Annotated in this window: 15 protein-coding genes; 2 read left to right on the plus strand and 13 right to left on the minus strand. The window is 45.9% G+C overall.

What is annotated here, in order from left to right; genetic code table 11:
- Positions 1 to 70 precede the first annotated feature (70 nt).
- Positions 71 to 304 (plus strand): small acid-soluble spore protein SspI, encoded by a 234-nt coding sequence (gene sspI / locus AB3N00_RS24150; protein WP_175399186.1) that lies wholly within the window; start codon positions 71 to 73, stop codon positions 302 to 304.
- Positions 305 to 504: 200 nt separating this feature from the next.
- Here the strand turns inward: sspI and AB3N00_RS24155 are convergent, their stop codons facing one another.
- The 12 genes from AB3N00_RS24155 to AB3N00_RS24210 form a co-directional block, all read right to left on the minus strand.
- Positions 505 to 2,085, minus strand: coding sequence for a peptide chain release factor 3 (locus AB3N00_RS24155; RefSeq protein ID WP_413036862.1), 1,581 nt, complete (start codon positions 2,083 to 2,085; stop codon positions 505 to 507).
- Between the two features lie 343 nt (positions 2,086 to 2,428).
- Positions 2,429 to 2,827: a DoxX family protein gene (locus AB3N00_RS24160; protein WP_053783291.1), complete on the minus strand. Its 399-nt coding sequence runs from the start codon at positions 2,825 to 2,827 to the stop codon at positions 2,429 to 2,431.
- Between the two features lie 347 nt (positions 2,828 to 3,174).
- Positions 3,175 to 4,725 (minus strand): glucose-6-phosphate dehydrogenase, encoded by a 1,551-nt coding sequence (gene zwf, locus AB3N00_RS24165; protein WP_413036863.1) that lies wholly within the window; start codon positions 4,723 to 4,725, stop codon positions 3,175 to 3,177.
- Between the two features lie 251 nt (positions 4,726 to 4,976).
- Positions 4,977 to 5,723, minus strand: coding sequence for a YwmB family TATA-box binding protein (locus tag AB3N00_RS24170; protein ID WP_413036864.1), 747 nt, complete (start codon positions 5,721 to 5,723; stop codon positions 4,977 to 4,979).
- A 221-nt stretch (positions 5,724 to 5,944) separates the two neighbouring features.
- Positions 5,945 to 6,613: a response regulator transcription factor gene (locus tag AB3N00_RS24175; protein ID WP_175399181.1), complete on the minus strand. Its 669-nt coding sequence runs from the start codon at positions 6,611 to 6,613 to the stop codon at positions 5,945 to 5,947.
- Positions 6,555 to 7,670, minus strand: a complete 1,116-nt coding sequence (locus AB3N00_RS24180) for a sensor histidine kinase (protein ID WP_413036865.1) — start codon at positions 7,668 to 7,670, stop codon at positions 6,555 to 6,557. The genes AB3N00_RS24175 and AB3N00_RS24180 overlap by 59 nt, the downstream gene beginning before the upstream one ends.
- A 33-nt stretch (positions 7,671 to 7,703) precedes the next feature.
- Complete coding sequence (gene liaF / locus AB3N00_RS24185; RefSeq protein ID WP_413036866.1) at positions 7,704 to 8,351, minus strand: cell wall-active antibiotics response protein LiaF; 648 nt, start codon at positions 8,349 to 8,351, stop codon at positions 7,704 to 7,706.
- A 149-nt stretch (positions 8,352 to 8,500) separates the two neighbouring features.
- Positions 8,501 to 9,208 carry a PspA/IM30 family protein gene (locus tag AB3N00_RS24190; RefSeq protein WP_413036867.1) on the minus strand — a complete coding sequence of 236 codons (708 nt, stop codon included), beginning with the start codon at positions 9,206 to 9,208 and terminating at the stop codon, positions 8,501 to 8,503.
- 1 nt (position 9,209) lies between these two features.
- Positions 9,210 to 9,713 carry a PspC domain-containing protein gene (locus AB3N00_RS24195; RefSeq protein WP_413036868.1) on the minus strand — a complete coding sequence of 168 codons (504 nt, stop codon included), beginning with the start codon at positions 9,711 to 9,713 and terminating at the stop codon, positions 9,210 to 9,212.
- Positions 9,714 to 9,730: 17 nt separating this feature from the next.
- Positions 9,731 to 9,961, minus strand: coding sequence for a PspC domain-containing protein (locus AB3N00_RS24200; protein WP_175399176.1), 231 nt, complete (start codon positions 9,959 to 9,961; stop codon positions 9,731 to 9,733).
- Between the two features lie 4 nt (positions 9,962 to 9,965).
- Positions 9,966 to 10,637, minus strand: coding sequence for a PspA/IM30 family protein (locus AB3N00_RS24205; protein WP_413036869.1), 672 nt, complete (start codon positions 10,635 to 10,637; stop codon positions 9,966 to 9,968).
- A 34-nt stretch (positions 10,638 to 10,671) separates the two neighbouring features.
- The gene (locus tag AB3N00_RS24210; RefSeq protein WP_175399174.1) at positions 10,672 to 10,980 is read right to left on the minus strand and encodes a LiaF transmembrane domain-containing protein; all 309 of its coding nucleotides are present in this window, start codon (positions 10,978 to 10,980) and stop codon (positions 10,672 to 10,674) included.
- 570 nt (positions 10,981 to 11,550) lie between these two features.
- Here AB3N00_RS24210 and AB3N00_RS24215 point away from each other — a divergent pair.
- Positions 11,551 to 13,839 (plus strand): helix-turn-helix domain-containing protein, encoded by a 2,289-nt coding sequence (locus AB3N00_RS24215; protein ID WP_413036870.1) that lies wholly within the window; start codon positions 11,551 to 11,553, stop codon positions 13,837 to 13,839.
- 72 nt (positions 13,840 to 13,911) lie between these two features.
- Here AB3N00_RS24215 and AB3N00_RS24220 read toward each other — a convergent pair whose 3' ends face one another.
- Positions 13,912 to 14,856 (minus strand): class I SAM-dependent methyltransferase, encoded by a 945-nt coding sequence (locus AB3N00_RS24220; RefSeq protein WP_413036871.1) that lies wholly within the window; start codon positions 14,854 to 14,856, stop codon positions 13,912 to 13,914.
- Between the last annotated feature and the right edge of the window lie 329 nt (positions 14,857 to 15,185).

The following is a 15,185-nucleotide window of genomic DNA, read 5'->3' on the forward strand; positions in this document are numbered from 1 at the left end:
AAACTTGAATGCGCTCACGCTTCCCAGGGAACAGTAAAGGAGCAGCCGAATATACGAGGAGGGACTTGCGATGCCAATTACATTAAGCCTGCGTGAAGCGATTGTTCATAAGGTGCATGACAAGAGTGATGCTCAGCTCCGTGAAATGATTGAAGGTTCTGTAGATGGACCGGAAGCCGCATTGCCCGGACTTGGTGCCATTTTTGAAATGATCTGGAAGAACACTGAACCTGCGAAGCAGGATGAATTGATTCAAGTCGCGCAGGAGCATCTGCATACCATTCCCGTTCAACCGCTTCGCTAACCGAGGCATTGAAGGAGATTGGTAACCATCATACCGTTTGTTCTGTCTTCAAAAGAAAGCTTTCCCTTACTAGGCTGGTACAGGCCTAAAAAGTAAGGTGCAAAGTAATAGATCCCCCCGCCAATAAAGGCGGAGGGATCTTTAACATTTCATGCTTATTACTGCGTCAAACACTGATTCTCTCTCTTGATAAGCTTAACTTATGGAGCTGTCTCCAGGAATTGGGCAGTTGGGTTTTTGTCTATTGCCGTTCTCATCGCATACTCATTCTCGAACAGGACAACATAGTTCCCCTTTTTATCCTTCACCAGCGTGGAGTTAATCCGGAATTTACTTGGATCCAGGTTCTCGTCCACAATCCAGCGAGCAAACTGATAAGGCATGCGCTGCAACTGCACATCAACCCCATACTCGCCTTTCATCCGGTATTCAAATACCTCAAACTGGAGCTGACCTACAACACCGAGCAGCGTCTCGTCGAAGCTCACCGTGTTGAACACCTGAATGGTTCCTTCCTCGGTCAACTGGTCAATTCCTTTTTGGTACTGTTTATGTTTCAATGCATTTTTGACGGTTACTTTGGCAAAAATCTCTGGTGAGAAGGTTGGCATTTCATCAAATATAACCTCACTGCCCTGGCTGAGAGAATCGCCAATCCGGAAGATGCCCGGGTCAAACAAACCGATAATATCGCCAGCGTATGCCTCTTCTACGATATCCCGGTCCTGTGCCAGGAATTGCTGTGGCTGTGACAGCTTAATCTCTTTACCTACACGGTTATGCTTAACGCTCATTCCCCGTTGGAATTTACCGGACACGATCCGCAGGAAAGCGATCCGGTCACGGTGTGCAGGGTTCATATTCGCCTGGATTTTGAATACATAGCCGCTGAATTTCTCATTGGTCGGCTCAATCTCACCCGCCGTACTGTGACGTGGCTCAGGCTTCGGTGCCAGCTGCAGGAAATTCTCCAGGAACGTCTGCACACCAAAATTGTTGATCGCACTGCCGAAGAATACCGGCGTCAGCTCACCGCGTTGTACTTTTTCCATATCAAATGGATCACCCGCCACATCCAGCAGTTCCAGGTCCTGACACAGTTGATCATGCAGATACTCTCCTGCCATCTCACGGATAACTGGATCTTCGTATCCATCGACTTTCTGTACTTTAATCGTGGAGTGGTCGTCCCCTTGGAACAATTCCACTTGGTTTTTCATCCGATCGTACACGCCGCACAGATCGCGACCAGTACCAATCGGCCAGTTCATCGGCACGGAGCGAATACCCAGTACATTTTCGAGTTCTTCCATCAGATCGAACGGACTTTGCCCTTCACGGTCCAGCTTGTTAATGAACGTGAAGATCGGGATGCCACGCTTTGCACAAACCTGGAACAGCTTGATCGTTTGTGCCTCCACACCTTTTGCCACGTCGATCAACATTACCGCGCTGTCGGCAGCCGTCAGTGTACGGTACGTATCTTCACTGAAATCCTGGTGACCCGGGGTATCCAGAATGTTTACGCGATGGCCCAGATAGTCAAACTGCATCACGGAAGATGTAACCGAGATCCCCCGCTGCTTCTCAATTTCCATCCAGTCACTTGTTGCGTGCTTACTTGCTTTCCGCGCTTTGACCGTACCGGCGAGACGAATGGCGCCCCCGAACAGCAACAGCTTCTCGGTCAATGTTGTTTTACCCGCATCCGGGTGAGAGATAATGGCAAACGTCCGGCGTTTGTCCACTTCCTGTTGAAGAATGTTATCTGCTTTGCTCATCGATTCTATCCCTTTCATCCGTTCATTCAACGTTAATTACCGGCCAGGCCGGTCTAAATTCAATCTTTATGCAATCCGGTAATACCGGTTGATTGTTTCCTTCGCTTTTTGCTCATTAGGTTAATTTTACACATTTACAACGGAGTTCATCCTCCCTATCCCTGTGCTTCCATTCAATCCGTTAACCTGCTTTCTTACCCAACTCTCCTATTGTACCATAATCTTTACCGAAAATAACCGATTACCTGCAGAGGATTCTTCTCTTTTCCGATTACAAAAAAAGAGCACCTTTCAGCCATCATAATGGCATCCAGGTACTCCTCATTCATGTTATTCAGCTCACTTAGAAAATCAATGCATCCAGTGCGTATTGTCCTCCACCTGTCAAAGCCAGAGCTACACCAACCACCAGGATGGCGAGGTTATACTCAAAGCCATTTTGCGTGGACCAGTATCCGTTCGCACCATGCACCTTTACAATCGCAATTACCATCGTCAGTGCAATCAGAATGCCACCTACTGGAGTCAACAGACCCAGAGCGAGCAGCAACCCGCCACCGAATTCCGCCAATCCTGCCAGCAGTGCAACCAGGGCGCCAGGTTTCATTCCCATTGACTCAAACCAACCACCTGTTCCTTTGATTCCGTACCCGCCAAACCATCCAAACAATTTCTGTGCACCATGAGCCATGAACGACAATCCAATCACCAAACGAATCAACAGCAATCCTACATCCAACATTTTCTTTTCCCCCATTCAAATAGTTACAAAATAGTATTCTTAGATTAAAGATATTATGCTAAAATTTTTTTTCATGAATGTTGTTGAAACCCCTTCTACTGGTTCAAATTTCATCTCATGAATGTTTTACTGGATTGAAGAACTTCTTAGAACTTCCTCAGTGCATTTTGTTTTTGCGTAATCTCTTTAACTCTTGAGTTGAGTATAAGTTATTCACTTACTTTTTGTCAACAACTTAATTTTATTTACTTTTTGTTAATTATTCTCTTCTCTTTTTGGTCACAAAAAAAGCCTGGAAGGACGCGTAATCGCGTCCTTTTCAGGCCTCATTACCTTAATTCACTGTATTAGTTGTTTACTTGCCAAATGACACTGTCTTCGTCCTGCCCATTAACGGGCCACCAGTGGAAACCATCCTGCTCCAGCAGCTTGCCTGTCGCTTCCGGACCCCATGTCCCTGCAGGATACATGTGGAGTTCTCCATGGTTTTCAGCCCATGCCGCAGCAATCCGGTCGACAAAAGACCATGCGGTCGCCACTTCATCCCAACGGGTGAAGTACGTGGAATCTCCTTCTGCTGCATCATGCAGCAGACGCTCATACGCTTCAGGCGAGTTGATTCCGATCATGCAGCTCTGGCAGAAGTCCATCGCGAGCGGCTGAATCTCGGAATCCGAGCCAGGCTTCTTGGCATTGATCTTGATATAGATGCCTTCCATCGGATTCACCCGGATCACAAGCAGATTCGGTTCGAGCTTATATTTTTTCCCCAGATATACGTTATTCGGCATCGATTTGAATTCAACGACGATCTCGGTCGTTTTCACCGGGAGACGCTTGCCTGTCCGAATGTAGAAAGGTACACCGGCCCAGCGGAAATTATCTACAAATACACGCGCAGCAAAATACGTCTCCGTATTCGACTCCGGGTCAACCTTGTCTTCCTGACGATAGCCCGGTAGCTGTTTCCCCCGATATTCGCCTTCCGTATACTGCCCACGTACAACATTGCTGCTTACTTCTTCATCGGAAGTAAATGGTCGCAAGGAGCGCAGCACCTTGACCTTCTCATCCCGGATGTCCTCCGGGAATAAACGACTTGGCGGCTCCATGGCAATCATCGTCAGCATCTGAAGCATATGATTTTGTCCCATGTCCCTTAAGGCACCGGAGTGATCATAATACCCTCCGCGTTCTTCCACGCCCACAGTCTCTCCCAGAGTAATCTGAACGTTTGCAATATGTTTGTTATTCCAGAGCGGCTCGAAGAATGCATTACCAAAGCGAATCACTTCGATATTCTGCACCATTTCTTTGCCCAGATAATGGTCAATCCGATAAATTTCCTCTTCACGGAACACTTCACGAATCTGCTCATTCAACTGCTCGGCAGACTGCAGATCATATCCAAATGGTTTCTCAATGACAAGGCGGTTCCAACCGCGACTCTCCAGCATCCCGCCATCTCGCAGACTATACGAGACACTGCCGAACAGCTCAGGTGCAAGCGCCAGATAGAACAGCCGGTTACCGGGCGTTTTGAACTTCTCTTCCAGACGTTCTGTCTGGTCCCGCAGTTCTCTGAAACCATCCACATTATTAATATCAAGAGCTTTATACTCAAAATGTTCGACAAAAGCATTCCACTCATAAGGTTCCCCCGCCGGATAACGGCAGAATTCCCTGATGGATTCATGGATGTCTTCCCGGAATTGTTCTGGTGTCCTCGGACTTCTGGCTACACCAATAACCGCAAAGTCTTCGGCTAGCTTTCCTTCACGGTAGAGACTATAGATGGCCGGAAACAGCTTCCGGCGGGCCAAATCACCCGTTGCTCCAAAAATGAAAAATACTGCGCCAGGCGTCTGCACTTCATCTTGCATTTGTTTTTCGACCATGGGCTCCTCTTCCTTCCGGGAAGACTCATTTATCTTCGTTCTTCCCGAGCTATGTAATGGTGTTATATATGCACAACATACAACCGACAATTACCAGCAAGTTCCTTCTTGGATGTGATGCCATTTTAGCATATTGCCTGAACGGTTGCACTAATTTTCCTGATATAGATTCTCAATATAGCTCCAGAATTTCTCAGAAAATTCATCTATAAATATTCATGATCAAGCTTATAAATACACGTAATACAACCTCAATATTCGATAGTGATTACCGGAAATCCTAACGTAATGCGATTGCTTCCTTTGCCATGATCCTGATGCACAGCCATCTGCATATTCAGGATTTGGGAACCGCTCTGGATGGCAGTAGACAGCTCAGGCACTCGGTAGGATACACTTGCAGTGTTGGCATCCGTGTAGCGCTCTGCTGCATGCATACTAAGCCGGTCGGACAGCTTATCCTCCATCTTCTGCAATTGAATGCTGGCCGTTGCACCACTTGCTCCTTTGCCCTGAACCGCATAATTCCACCCCGCTTCTACCCCGGATTCTGCTAGCGTTTGATTCACTTGCTCGTGCAAGGACGTTAGTTGACTTGAATTCGTAAACTTGTCGCCAGATAATTGCACGATCACATAATACTCATTTTCTCCAGTAACGACTGCATTCACCAGTATTCCTGCATGTTGCTCTTCAGCCTGAATTTCACTGCGATATACATCGTGGCCTGTCTGCCGAACCAAAATCGGTTGTGGCAGTCCTAGTTGTCCCGCCAGCAGCTCTGCCTGATCTTGTGCATTTCCGATCCCCTGTCCCTGCCATTTGATAATCATGCGCTCTATCTGATCAATCGCTGCGTTTGAAGTCTTCATCAGTTGTTCCAACTTCGCACCTTCTGATTCGCTCTTCTCTGCATTCCCTGCATACACCTTAGTCATGCCTATAACAATAATAAGTGCCATTGCCACTAAACCTGCAGTCATCCATCGATTTAACATGTATATCCCCCGCTCTCTCTTGTATTCTATGAATCTATCAACAGTATGCCCCCATTCCTCAATTGCTAAACTTCGATAGACATACCAAAAAAGGTCCTCTCCACCAACTTCATGGCGGATTGGACCTTTCCGTATTACCGATCTCTATACCCAATCTATAATTTCCGGACTCTTTAAGTACGGTTCTTTTGCTTAGTTAGTCGTTCAAATCACTGTTTTTCTTACTCTGCAAGCCCATTTTTATAGGCATAAATGGCTGCCTGTGTACGGTCATCCACACCAAGTTTGGCCAGGATATTCGTTACATGAAATTTGACCGTCTTGATCCCAATAATCAGATCATCGGCAATATCCTGATTGGACTTGCCTTTCGCCAGTAATCGGAGCACATCCATCTCCCGGTCAGTAAGCTCTTCATGTGCTGGCGCTGCCGCCTGTGGCTGCCGGAAACGATTCATCATTTTGGAAGCAACCTGTGACTCCAGAACGGATTGTCCGCGTGCTGCAGCACGAATGGCATCTGCCACCTCATTGGCTCTTGATGTTTTCAACAAATAACTGAAGGCACCTGCCTCAATAACAGGGTACATCTTTTCATCGTCCAGGTAACTGGTCAGTACAATGACTTTGCATTCCGGATACATTTTGAGCAGCTGCCGGGTAGCTTCAATCCCATCCATGCCTTCCATAACGAGGTCCATTAGAACGACATCCGGCTTATATTCCTGCGCCAGTCGAATGCCTTCCTCTCCACTGCCTGCTTCACCCACAACTTCAATACCGTCCTCGGTATCGAGCACAGCCGCAAGGCCGATCCGTACCATTTCATGATCATCCACGAGCAACACTTTGATCGACGTTTCCGTCTCGGTTTCTACTTGGGGTTCCATTGACATGTTCTTCCTCACTTTCATCGCTCATCAAAGGTATCGTTATTTCAATCCGTGTTCCCTTACCCGGTGCGGTTACGAATTGAATGGCTCCGCCAATTTCCGTAACCCGTTCACGCATGTTCGCCAGACCGTAGGAAGCCTGCTTCTGGTCATCCAGATCGAAGCCTTGACCATCATCGCGAATCAACACGCGTATCGCATCGTTTCGGCGCTGCAGCCGAATTTCCATTTTCTCTGCCTTGGCATGGCGCAATGTGTTGGACATTGCCTCCTGAATAATACGGAACAGATGATTCTCAATTCCTTTGATCAAATGAATATCTTCATCCATCTCGAGCACAATGTCCATGGGTACTTTTGTTTTCAGTTCCATGACAAGATCCTTCAAACCTTGTTCCAGATGTTTACCTTCCAGATATACCGGCCGCAAGTGCAGCAGCAGCGCTCGCATCTCGGATTGGGCTACCGAAGCCATCTCCTCAATCAAAGCCACCTGCCGCTGGGCACGTGCAAAGTCCTTTTCCATTTTCCGCCCAACCGCTGTGGCCGTCATTGAAATTGCGAATAGTTGCTGGGAGACAGCATCATGCAGCTCTCGTGCCAAACGCTGACGCTCTTCCACAATCGCTGTTATTCGAGCCTGTTCCGCAAGCTGCGCATTATTGGTCGATAGTCTCTGCAGCGAGGTAACCTGATCTTCCCACTTCTTGCCGATGCGTCCAAGCTGTTCACTTAAACGTCCTACATCATCAATCCCCAGATCAGGCACGGTGCGTGATAGAGACCCCTTTTCCCATTGCAGAAGGGTTTCCCGCAGCAGTTCAAGCCTGCGTTTGACCCGATAGCTCTGATAGAAACCAAAAACTGCTCCAATACCAATCAATAATAATAACAGTGCGAGACCTGACTGAATCAGATGCCTCCATCCTGCAAACGGAGCAAGATAACCATATGTATACAATACATACAAGATAACGGCGAGCACAATGAAAACAAGGAGGATCCCTTCACCCATACTTCGGGTTACCATGTCGGTATGTCGTTTTGTCTTCAACCGGGTCTCCTCCTTTTCTTCACCTTTAACTTATTACGGATTACGGATGCTTAGGTCGCCAACAATATAGGAAATAACAAATTTTGCTTTATGTTCACTGGTTTCATAACCAGGTGTTCTCCATATTAACTTGTTCATCATGCCACTGTCTTTTTCACCATTCAAATTAATTCGTCCAAAAAGGACAGAAGCCTCAATTTCTACACCGTAATCTTCCGGCAGTGTCAAACGAACATTCCCCATAACACCTTGCAACAGCACGATTGTCTGTTTTTCTTCCGGAATAGAGAGGGACAGATCTGCATTGACCTCACCAAGGGCATGCCAGAGGCTCATGCTGCGTAACGTCCAAGGTCCCTGATCCCAGTAGTAGCGGGCCATAAAATTCTGTTTGCGCATGACATCGCCATGCAGATGAATCTTTTTGTTTTTGGAATAAAAGTATGCCAGTGAAGCCAGTACAATTAAAAATACGATCATCAGGTTGCCAAGCAGCAGAAGACATCCACCAATTGCCAAGTAACGGTACCCCTTGTGAGTGTCTCCCTTACGGATTTGGACCATTCCAATCGTTAACAGAATTAGTGCGGCAGCCGTCAGCAGGTTAATATGCTGATTTAACAACATGACTACACCGATGATAATGATCGCAAATGCAAGCCATTGTTCTTTTTTGTTCATCTCTGCCGCACCTCCTCTGTAAGTTGAATTTCCCTATTCGTTGGAAAAGCCATACCAGGCAATGATGACCTGTATGGCTTAACCTTTGTTCCACAAACCGTTCTTTATTCACGATTTATAGAATATCATATTGTCTGCTGAGCGAACAGTTATTCTTTTGAAGTACCGCCCGTTTCATTTTTCGAACCGCTGCCCATTTTGTTTTTCAGGGCTTGAAGTTGTTGATCCACTTTGTATTGCTTCTCTGCATCCACAGGGTTCGTGTATGAAGATTGTGTGTTGCGGTATGGTGCACGGATTACGTCAGCTTCAGCTTCCATTTGCATGATTTTCTCTTCCATGCGGTGGAATCCAAGGGATGCGCCGCCGCTTTCAATTGTATGCAAACTGTTGATTTGGGACATTTGCTTTTTGGCTTTCGCCATTTGTGCACGAGATACGAGCTCATTGCGCTTGTTACGCATTTTGTAGAACTCATCTTTCATGTCATGGAGCTGTTGCAGCAGATCTTTGGCTTGTGCTTCAGACTGAGCGTGCAGTTCGCTGTACTCCGTAATTTTTTGATCAAAGTAGATTTTCTCTTCCAGCAATTTGCGTGCCACTTCTTCCTGACCATTAGCCAGAGCAGCTTCAGCTTGGGACTCACGTTGTACAGATGTACGCTCCGCTTCGTCCAAACGTTGTTTCATGCGACGCTCGTTTGCCATTTGTTTTGCAACAGTTACTTCAGCCTCATGAATCTCGGCCTCCATGTCACGCAAATACTGGTTCAACATTACAATCGGGTCTTCCACTTTATCCAACATATCGTTTACCGACGCTTTAGTCATATCTTTAATCCGTTTAAATACTCCCATTTTACTTTTCTCCCTTCTCGTAACGAGATAATTTTTGGCGAAGCTCTTCAACTTCTTTTTTCAGTGCTTTTTTCTCAATATCTTTCATCATGGAATCCAGTTCACTTTCTTGCTGTGTACCTGCTCCATAGGTGTTATTGTCATAAGAACGTGGGCCCAAATGCGGTCTGTTATTGTATCCTGGGCCAGGACCGAAGCTTCCATGTCCTTGATTGTTATTGCGGAACGGGCCTCTTTGCGGCTCATGATCGTAACTGTTGTATCCTCTGCCAGGACCCGGGCCGGGGCCAGGACCGTAACCGTACGGGTCATATGGTGGAAACGGTTCTTTGGGTACCACCAGTGCTGCGATGAAATAGATCAACAACGCTGTGCCGCCTGTTACAAAGATACTGATGACGAAGATGATCCGCAGCAGCGTGGAATCCATTCCAATGGATTCTGAGATCCCACCGATCAAACCTGTTAACATCCGGTCACGCGTTGAGCGGTATAATTTGCTCATGTGCTTGCTCCTTTCGTTTACTTATATCCTGTTGCGGAATTATATCCGTATGGATCAGCAGGATAGGATTCCTTCGGCACTACCAATGCAGCGATGAAGTAGATCAGCAATGATGTACCTCCCGTAGCGAAAATGCTGATGAAGAAGATAAGACGCAGCAGCGTGGAACTTAGTCCGAGATTTTCAGAGATGCCGCCGATCAAACCTGTCAGCCTTCGGTTACGCGTTGAGCGGTATAATCTATTCATGTGACTACTCCTTTCTTTCATTGTTTAGCTTCTGCTTCAACCGTTCCAATTCCTTATCCAGCGCAGAGGATGACATGCTGCCAGACGCTCCTGAACCATCTTGACTCATCCGCCGGATTTCCCGGAGACTTTGTGCCTCATATTCGAGATCAGAGACTTGGTCATCCAGTCGGTTAAACATACGGGGTACGTTTTGACCGTTATAGTGCCCTCTCTGGTTCATTCGCTGCTGTAACTGAATGGTTTGCATACGAGCGTAGTAGTATTGACGTTTGCTGTACACATTTTGATACTCCACTTTCAGCTGGTCAATCTGTTCATCAAGTTCCTGCAATGCTGCATTGCTTTGTGCATACAGTTCATTGTATTGTTCCATTTTTTCTTCGTGGAGAATTTTCTCCTGCAGGGCCAGTTTGGCTAAATGCTCTTCTCCTGCTTTGAGAGCCATGGAAGCCTGCTCTTCACGTTTGTGTACCATACCTGCTGCCTGATCGGCTTGTTGTTTCATTTGTCTGGTATGGCTAGCATATTGATGACGAAGCTTCTCGGCTTCACCAATGTCTTGGCGGGTCGAGACCAGAAACTGATCAATCAGTTTGACTGGATCCTGACTTTGCTCCAAATGTTCGTTTAACGTAGCTACGGTAATATCCCGCATTCGACGAAATACACTCATTATGTTCTGTCCTCCTTTTCAAGATCGTGAAAACTTAGTAGCGGCCACGACGACTGCGATTGTTGCTGAGCATCGATACACCGAAGATGATTAATCCGATGGCGATGATTGGTCCAATCAGCCAAGCCAGTTTACCCATCAGTGAAATGATACCGATGATCAGGACAATCCATCCCAACATCACATTTCCTCGTTTAACTCCGTAATATCCAAGTGCAATCATCAGAATCGGAATCAGATACCCCATTAGGTGTCCAAGAAGCGGAGTTAACTTTCCGAAAAGGATGAGAGCTCCAAGCACGATCAGTACAATCGCCCAACCATTTCCCTTATTCCATCTCATAATTTTTTCACCGCCCTTTCGGTTTGTATTTTGATTTGTTTGTTTGCTCGTTTGTGTTTGTTGTTTCTTGTTTAACCTTATGTCCTTATTCTAGGGGAAACGGCGACTTTTCAAAACAGACCGCGGACGGTTTTTCATCCTAGACTCAGGTCGGGGATGGGGTTGGACCTCCGTCTGTCCTTGCATCAGACCTCTGTACTCATACACCTCAGCATGAACTACGGTTAACTCTTAATACCCTTATCCGAGTCAGTACGACCGTATATGATAAAATCCGTCCTCACCTCTTACTTACGTATGCAACAGGTAATCCGTTTCTCCAGATCGACTCTCTGTTTAGCGAAAGGGAAATATCAAATTCTACTTAAATTACTTATTTATCCATATAAACAAATTTATGTTGTTTAAATTGTAAGCGTTTACTAGAATAGAAACAGGTACTATCCTAATTCAAAAGTCAGGAGTGGGGCTGTGCGACCTGTCAGTTATCTTCATAAAATAATCGTCTTTGGTACGCTGCTCAGCACCTTGCCTATCTTGTTGACTGGAATAGCGGCATTCATTTATTCAATGAATCAAACGGAGCTGCACAGGATTCAGACCAATAAGCAACTTCTTTTACAGATGCAGTCCAATGTCGAACACAAGCTTGGCACCGTCAGTTATATGCTGGATCAGGCGACACGCTCTCCCTTTATACTGTCGTCCCTGTCCGCTCCGCTTCCGGATACGAATTTAACAACAGCAAACCAGCTGCAATCCGAATTTCAACATATGCGATCATGGGAGCCCTTAATGGATATTACTCTCGTTAATCAAACGCAGGACTGGCTGATCGATCATGCCGGACTGTATCTGAACACGGATTTCCCTCTCGCTCTTCCCATGCGGGATTTGTTGTCCAAGACTCTAACCTCTGGTTGGCAGCTAGCTCCTTCCTCCGTATTTAATCATAATGAACGGTCATCCGATTCCGGCTGTATCTATCATATTGCGCTCGCGAGATCTATTCCGCATCTGAATGCACCTTCAGGATCTGCCTTAATTGCCGGAATCCCTGCATGCTCTATGCAAAACCCTGTCATACCTGATGACATGGACCTATCGGCTTCAGAATTGATTATTATTAATCGGGAACAGCGCATTCTTGTTCATCCCAATCCCATTTATATTGGTCAACCGTTATCGGCAGTGAACATTGAGGATAGCGAATCCAACATGGAATTGAGCGAGCTGCTGTCTCCGACCAGTTTTCCTGCTTCGTCGGGATATCGGGAAGTGCGTATCTCCGATGCACACTATTCCTTGAATTACACTCAGTCACCGTTAAGAGGATGGACCTATATTTTGATCACACCCATGAATGTCCTAACCATGCAATATGTAGAGACCGCACTTTACACGATGTGTATCAGCATCGTACTGCTGTTACTCTCCCTGCTCTTCTCATGGCTTGGTTCAAGACGATTGCATATCCCTATTCGCGAACTGTTAAAGCAGCTTGGGATTGGAGACAGAGCGCTGTTAAACCAGCATCTGCAAGAATCCTTTTCACCGCATCAAGATGAATTCGAGCAAATTAAAGCACACATTACTCAGCTTACTGCTTCTCGATCCCAGATGGAACATAAATTGAATCAATATGTGTTACAGATACGCAACCATTTTATGATGAATATGTATCTAGGCAGATGCTCATCAGCCACGCTATATAAAAGCTTGAGTGAACAAGGCTACAACAACCAGCTTATTCGGTGGCAACAAATGGCCGTATTAACCGTACAGGCAGATCTGGTGAATCAAACGAAATATGGCCCCCAGGATCTCGATCTTCTGCTATTTGCCATTCAGAACATATTGGAAGAATCCATTGATGAGGAACGACAATTTTCTCCAACCGTTATGGAACAAACCACAGTGACGGTAATAGGTAGTATAGAATCGGACAATCACTTGTTTTCACGGGAACTTTACAAAATAACGAAGCAGTTACAACATCGAATTGGTGAGGTATTGAATCTTCAGGTAAGCTTCGGTTTCAGTCAACCGCACACATCCATTTTAGAGGTCCATCAGGCGTATGTCGAAGCCATGGGAGCATTACGGCAGCGAATGAAGCTGGGGACGGGGGTTATCGTTCAATATGAAGCGGAAGCTATCTATCCTTCCCAATGGACGCTCCCTTACCCTGAGTCACTGGAATATAATCTGATCCACGCCATTCAATCCGCAGACGAGGCTGAAGCCTCCGTTCTTTTACAACAATTGCTCCAGAATATATTTCGTATGGAATGGACTGTGGAAGAGTATCAAGTTGCTCTAGCTCGATTACTGATGCAGATTTTACAGATGTTGCAGGACTCCGGTATTCGACTCGCACAGATTTCTCCAGGACACAGTTCGATTTTCAAGGAATTGCTTGATCTACAATATGCTGCTGAAGTTGAACAATGGTTCACTTCTCGTATCATGGGACCGGTTATTGATATTTTCAGAGAGCGGCAATATGCACAGCATCAACAGATCTCGGAAAAAATGATTGCAATGGTCCAGCAAGAATACGATACCGACCTGACACTTGAGGAGTGTGCGATAAGGCTCCATTATAATGCCAGCTATTTGAGTTCCGTTTTCCGAAAAGAGACAGGCTGTGCATTCAGCGAATATCTCGCCCAATATCGGTTTAAGATGGCCAGAAAGTGGTTGGATGAAACGGAGTTAACCGTCAAAGATATCGCTTCGCGGCTTCGTTACAACAACCCACAGAACTTTATCCGTTCGTTTCGAAAATGGGAAGGAATCACTCCCGGCCAGTACCGGGAACGTAGACAGAAAGCGCTCTCTTCTACAACGAAATAAAAGCTTATATTGTAGGCAAGCCAAAAGGGAGCAGATGGTCCGCTCCCTTTTTATTGAGAAAAGATTATTTGTTTATTTAGATCCTTTGGTACGAACAACCTTCATGTGCTGTTGGTCCAGTTGGATCAGAATTTTTCCGAACCTGCCTCCGCGTAAGAATGTAACCACACCCTCAGGGTAGGTATCTCTGATATATTGCTCAGCTTTGTATAGTGAGTCTTCATTCGAAGGCAAACCATAGGTGTTTAGCCATTCCGGCAAAAGATTGACAACTTGCTGAATGGGCATCTCAATAGGATTGATTTCGTTCGTAATCAGGGTCGTATACGCGTAACCTTTCAGGAACAGCAACTGTTGTATGTATCCCATATCCCCAGCCCGGTAGGGTGAATTGACCCCAAGTACCTCTTTTAGTTCATCCATTAACGTATGTACTTTTGGTCCAGCCATAGTACTGATATATACATATTTTCGTGCGCACTGGATCGCCTGTTCAATCGTTTCCCAATCAGACATCGCTGGGCACATTGATGCAAAGGCAACATCATATTCCTTTTCCCAGCCCTTCTCCTGAATTGATATGTCTTCAAAACGCTCTGAAACAATCTCAATATTGGACACCAAGGCATGTGGAATTGTCTCTTTCATCAAAGATACAAGCATTTCAGAGGGTTCGACCGCGGTAACCGTGGCTCCCTTCTCGGCAAAGGGAATCGTAAAGATACCTGAAGCTGCTCCAATGTCCAATATGGATAAACCTCTAAAATCTACACCCTGGTTCTCGATCCAGTTCATTATGCGTTCAGAACGCTGCTTCCCTTCTTCTGTGAAGGATTGGCGGTGATAATCCGTAGCCCAACGTTCAAACGCTTCTTCGGTGTCAAACGGGGCGCTTTTTTTCTGGTATTTTGAGTTTCTCGGCCGCTGCTTCCACGCCTCTTCCCATACGGACAAATTAAATAATATTTCTGAATACGCAGCGACATTACTTTCCTCAAGAACTTTTTCTCCAGCCATTTCACTTCACTCCGTTCTATAAATAGGAATCGAAATTCACAAGAATTAAAGCCTTTTAAAATCTACAGAGGTACAAAGTGTTATTAAGTTATAGCCATAGTCATTATAGACTTTATATATCTACAATATATCTAATAAACCTATACGTCAACATCAAATATTTAGCCTCCTCCTCAGCTCAAGGAAAACAATGCTTATCTTCTAATGAAAATAGCCCTGTGAATTGTCTGAGCAATTCACAGGGCTATACGTTATACCGGCGAGAGGACTCGAACCTCCACGGTTTCCCACTCGATTTTGAGTCGAGCGCGTCTGCCATTCCGCCACGC

The sequence above is a fragment of the Paenibacillus xylanilyticus genome (genome assembly GCF_047246825.1).
GTDB lineage: Bacteria > Bacillota > Bacilli > Paenibacillales > Paenibacillaceae > Paenibacillus > Paenibacillus xylanilyticus_B.